This is a genomic window from Archangium sp. (genome assembly GCF_036388035.1).
Lineage (GTDB): Bacteria > Myxococcota > Myxococcia > Myxococcales > Myxococcaceae > Archangium.
In genome coordinates this window covers 1-4,116 of record NZ_DASVSO010000419.1, presented here as the reverse complement: position 1 = coordinate 4,116, position 4,116 = coordinate 1, and the positions used below count along the sequence as shown (strand labels likewise).

General features: G+C 68.7%; 4 protein-coding genes and 1 pseudogene. 2 read left to right on the top strand and 3 right to left on the bottom strand.

Translation table 11 applies throughout. The features are described 5' to 3' along the window. Positions 1–632 (top strand): annotated as a pseudogene (locus VF697_RS16900) (glucuronyl hydrolase); the annotation flags it as partial. Between the two features lie 61 nt (positions 633–693). On the opposite strand, the gene fumC reads toward VF697_RS16900, so the two are convergent. Continuing rightward, entirely contained in the window at positions 694–2,091 is a 1,398-nt protein-coding gene (fumC, locus tag VF697_RS16895; protein ID WP_331096211.1) for a class II fumarate hydratase, read from the bottom strand. A gap of 107 nt (positions 2,092–2,198) precedes the next feature. Between fumC and VF697_RS16890 the strand changes: the two genes are divergently transcribed. Beyond that, positions 2,199–2,681: an MOSC domain-containing protein gene (locus VF697_RS16890; RefSeq protein ID WP_331096208.1), complete on the top strand. Its 483-nt coding sequence runs from the start codon at positions 2,199–2,201 to the stop codon at positions 2,679–2,681. Here VF697_RS16890 and VF697_RS16885 read toward each other — a convergent pair whose 3' ends face one another. Both VF697_RS16885 and VF697_RS16880 read right to left on the bottom strand, forming a co-directional pair. After that, on the bottom strand, positions 2,682–3,248 hold the full coding sequence (locus VF697_RS16885; protein ID WP_331096206.1) for a Uma2 family endonuclease: 567 nt from the start codon (positions 3,246–3,248) through the stop codon (positions 2,682–2,684). A gap of 91 nt (positions 3,249–3,339) precedes the next feature. Next, positions 3,340–3,837 carry a Uma2 family endonuclease gene (locus VF697_RS16880; protein WP_331096204.1) on the bottom strand — a complete coding sequence of 166 codons (498 nt, stop codon included), beginning with the start codon at positions 3,835–3,837 and terminating at the stop codon, positions 3,340–3,342. Between the last annotated feature and the right edge of the window lie 279 nt (positions 3,838–4,116).

Sequence of the window (4,116 nt, the reverse complement as noted above, 5' to 3'; positions counted from 1 at the left end):
CCTCGGGGGAGGACATCGACAAGAGCCTCATCTACGGGGACTACTACTTCGTCGAGGCGCTCGTGCGCTTCAAGCTGCAGTCCGCGGGCGGCTGGTACTCCACGCTCGACTTCCCCAGGAGCCTGCATGGCCTGGGTACGGGCAACACGGGCGTGCGGGTGGCCGAGTTCGACATCACTCCGCTCAGCAAGCTCATCGACACCGTCGTGGGCTACGCGGACACCTCCACCACTGTCACCTCCTACTCCAGCCTCGCCATGAGCCTGCGCCTCAACCCGAGCGGCTTCTTCGACGTGCGCCGGGGGGGTGGCTATGCCGCGCTCGTCAGCCTGCCCTACGAGGCCCACACGACGTACCACGTGCGCATGCGGGTGGACCTGAGCGCGAAGACATACAGCGTCTGGGTGACACCCCAGGGCGGCAGCGAGGTGCTCCTGGCCGATCGCTTCGCCTTCCGCTCCGATGCGCCCGCCACCGATGACCTCGGCAAGGTGTCGCTCAAGAGCGGCCACTTCGACAACGAGATCCGGGTGCGCAACCACACCGTGAAGGCCGCGACCACCGCCACGCTCGGTCCAGGCACTCCGACGAACCCGCTCGGAGTGCTGGCGTCCACGCGACTCAGGGAGTAGCCGCGGCGCGCGGGGAGGAGCTCGCACTCCTCCTCGCGCTCGGCCCTTTTCCAGTCCGGGCCTACAGGTTGCCGATCATCTTCTCCGGGCGCACCCACTGGTCGAATTGCTCGGGGGTGAGCAGCCCCAGCTCCACCGCGACCTCCTTGAGCGTCTTGCCCTCCTTGTGCGCCTTCTTGGCGATCTTCGCCGCGTTGTCGTAACCAATATGCGGGTTGAGCGCGGTGACGAGCATCAGCGAGCGCTCCAGGTTCTCCTTGAGGCGCGGCAGGTTCGGCTCGATGCCCACCGCGCAGTGGAGCCGGAAGCTGCGCATGCCGTCGGCCAGCAGCCGGCAGCTCTGCAGGAAGTTGTGGATGAGCAGCGGCTTGAAGACGTTCAGCTCGAAGTTGCCGGAGGCCCCGCCGAGCGAGACGGCCACGTCGTTGCCCATCACCTGCGCGCACAGCATCGTCATGGCCTCGGACTGCGTGGGGTTCACCTTGCCCGGCATGATGGAGCTGCCCGGCTCGTTCTCCGGGATGGTGATTTCGCCGATGCCCGAGCGCGGCCCCGAGGCCAGCCACCGTACGTCATTGGCCACCTTGAAGAGCACGGCGGCCAGGCCCTTGAGCGCGCCATGGGCCTGCACCAGCGCGTCATTGGCCCCGAGCGCCTCGAACTTGTTGGGCGCGGTGACGAAGGGGTGCCCCGTGAGGCGGGCGAGCTCCTGCGCCACGCGCTCGGCGAAGCCCTTGGGCGCGTTGAGGCCGGTGCCCACCGCGGTGCCCCCGAGCGCCAGCTCCGACAGGTGCGGCAGGGTGAGCTCGAGGTGCTTGCGCGCATGCTCCAGCTGCGCCACGTAGCCGCTGAACTCCTGGCCCAGCGTCAGCGGGGTGGCGTCCTGCAGGTGCGTGCGGCCCACCTTCACGATGTCCCGGAACTTCTCCGCCCGCTCCGCGAGCACGTCACGCAGGGCCCGCAGCTCGGGGAGCACGTCACGCACCACGGCCTCCGCCGCGGCCACGCTCATGGCGGTGGGGAAGACGTCGTTGGAGCTCTGCCCCTTGTTGACGTCGTCGTTGGGGTGCACCTTTCGGCCCTCGCCGCGCTCGCCCCCCAGCAGCTCCGAGGCCCGGTTGGCCAGCACCTCATTGACGTTCATGTTCGTCTGCGTGCCGCTGCCCGTCTGCCACACCAGCAGGGGGAACTCCTCGTCGTGCTGGCCGTCGAGCACCTCGTTGGCGGCCTTCACGAGGGCCTCGCCCTTGTCCTTGGGGAGCGTGCCGTTCTCCATGTTGGCGACGGCGGCCGCCTTCTTCACCAGCACCAGGGCGCGGATGAGGGCCAGGGGCATGCGCTCGGTGGAGATGGCGAAGTTCTGACGGCTGCGCTGCGTCTGCGCGCCCCACAGGCGATCGGCCGGGACCTCGATGGGACCGAACGTGTCCTTCTCGATGCGAACGTTCTGGTTGCTCACGTGGCTGCCTCCTCGGCGGGTGCGATAGCACGGCCCCGGCTCCCGCGCGCCGAGCCCTCCCCGCATGCGTCTTGCGGTGGGATGAGTCGAGGGACAGGATTCTGGAAGTGGACACTCCCAACGGCACCATCCGCGCACTCCTGCTCGCCCAGGAGCGGGGAACTCCCATGAAGCGCGTCCCCGAGGCCCAGGCCCTCGAAGGCCGCGGCTTCGTGGGCGACCGCCATGGGAAGAAGAAGCCGAATGGCAAGCGGCAGCTCCTGCTGCTGGACGAGGCCTCCCACGCCGCCCTGCGGCTCGGGGTGGGCGCCCTGAAGGAGAACGTCGTCATCTCCGGCCTGTCGCTGGAGTCCCTCCCGGCGGGGCAGCGCCTGGCGCTGGGCACGGAGGTGGTGGTGGAGCTGACCGAGCCCTGCGTGCCCTGCTCGAAGCTCGAGCGCCTCCGCCCGGGCCTGTTGAAGGAGTCCTGGGGTCAACGGGGGCAGCTCGCCAAGGTGCTGCGCGGAGGCACGGTGCGGGAGGGGGACGGCGTGCGCCTGCTCGACGTCAACCCGGACGCCCCGCGCCCCATCCGGCCGAAGCTGCCCTGATCAACGCCTCCAGAGGCGACCCAACTCCAGGGCGAGCGCCTGGAAGGGCTCGGCATGCACCTTGACCGCCCCCTCATGGGTGCCCAGCAACACCCATTGACCCGTCTCCAGGCGGTACACCTCCAGCGACTGTACCGCCGGATCCACGAGCCACAGGTGCTTCACGCCCTCGCGTGCGTAGGAGCCCATCTTCCGGCTGCGGTCGAGCGCGGCCGTGGAGGGAGAGAGCACCTCGCACACCCAGTCCGGCGCGAGCTCGATTCCCACTTCCTCCGGCAGCTCGGGCATGCGCTCGCGGCGCCATCCGGCCAGGTCCGGCACCAGGGCTTCATCTCCCAGATGCAATTCAGGCTCGACGAGCAACACCCAACCCCCAGGCCCCTCCTCGCCTGGATCCTGCTCGAACGGTCCCAGGGCTCTGATGATCCGAACGGTCGCGCGGGCATGCCTCGGTCTCGGCCGAGGGCTGACATACAGCTCGCCGCCGATGATCTCGCCCACACCATTGGGTGCAACCTCCTCCAGGTCCTCGTATGTCGCTTCGCGCCGGGGCGGCTTGTCAGCCATGTGGGCAGCATGTGGTCCGGCGTTGGCCGCATCAAGCAGCGCGGGAGGAGAACTGCCCTCCGGTCTCCCTTCGGGAACCCGCCCGGCCATGTCAGCGCTCCCAAAGCGCGCCCAGTTCCAGGGCAAGCGCCTCGAACGGTTCGGCATGCACCGTCACCGTGCCGACGTGCGCACCGAGCACCGACCAGCGACCGTTCTGCAGACGATAGACTTCCAGCAGGCGCAGCTCGGGACTCACGAGCCACAGATGCTTCACGCCCTCGCGTGCATACACGGGCATCTTCCGCGCCCGATCAAACGCGACCGAGCAGGGAGAGAGCACCTCACAGACCCAATCCGGCGTCAGCGTGAAGGCCGCCACCTCCGGCAGTTCCGGCATCCGCTCCCGGCGCCAGCCCGCCAGGTCGGCCACCAGTATGTCCTGCCCTGGGTTTAACTCCGGCTTGTCCAGCAGGATCCATCCCCCGGGTCCTCCTCGCCCCCGGTCAAACGGCCCCCCCAGCTCACTGCCAAGCCGAGAAGCCGCCCTCACCTGGAGTGAGGTGGGCCGCGGACTCACATACAACTCGCCGCCAATCACCTCACCCATGGCGTTGTGTGGAGGCTTCTCCAACTCCGCACCGAGTGCATCTCGCCGGGGCCGCTCGTCACGCATGCCCCCAGAATGCGGTTCTCCCTCGGCGGCTGCAAGCCGCCTCGTCCACTCCCCACGGGTTTCCTGGCCCATGCGCCCAGGATGCACCTGACCTCTGACATCCTGTCGCCCCACGGGCAGGGAGGCACGTCAAAGGCCGGAGGCGCGCTCCGGGAAGAGCGTGCCTACCGCCCTCTCCGCGGTGGAAGAGGGCGCGGCTTTTACAAACTTACG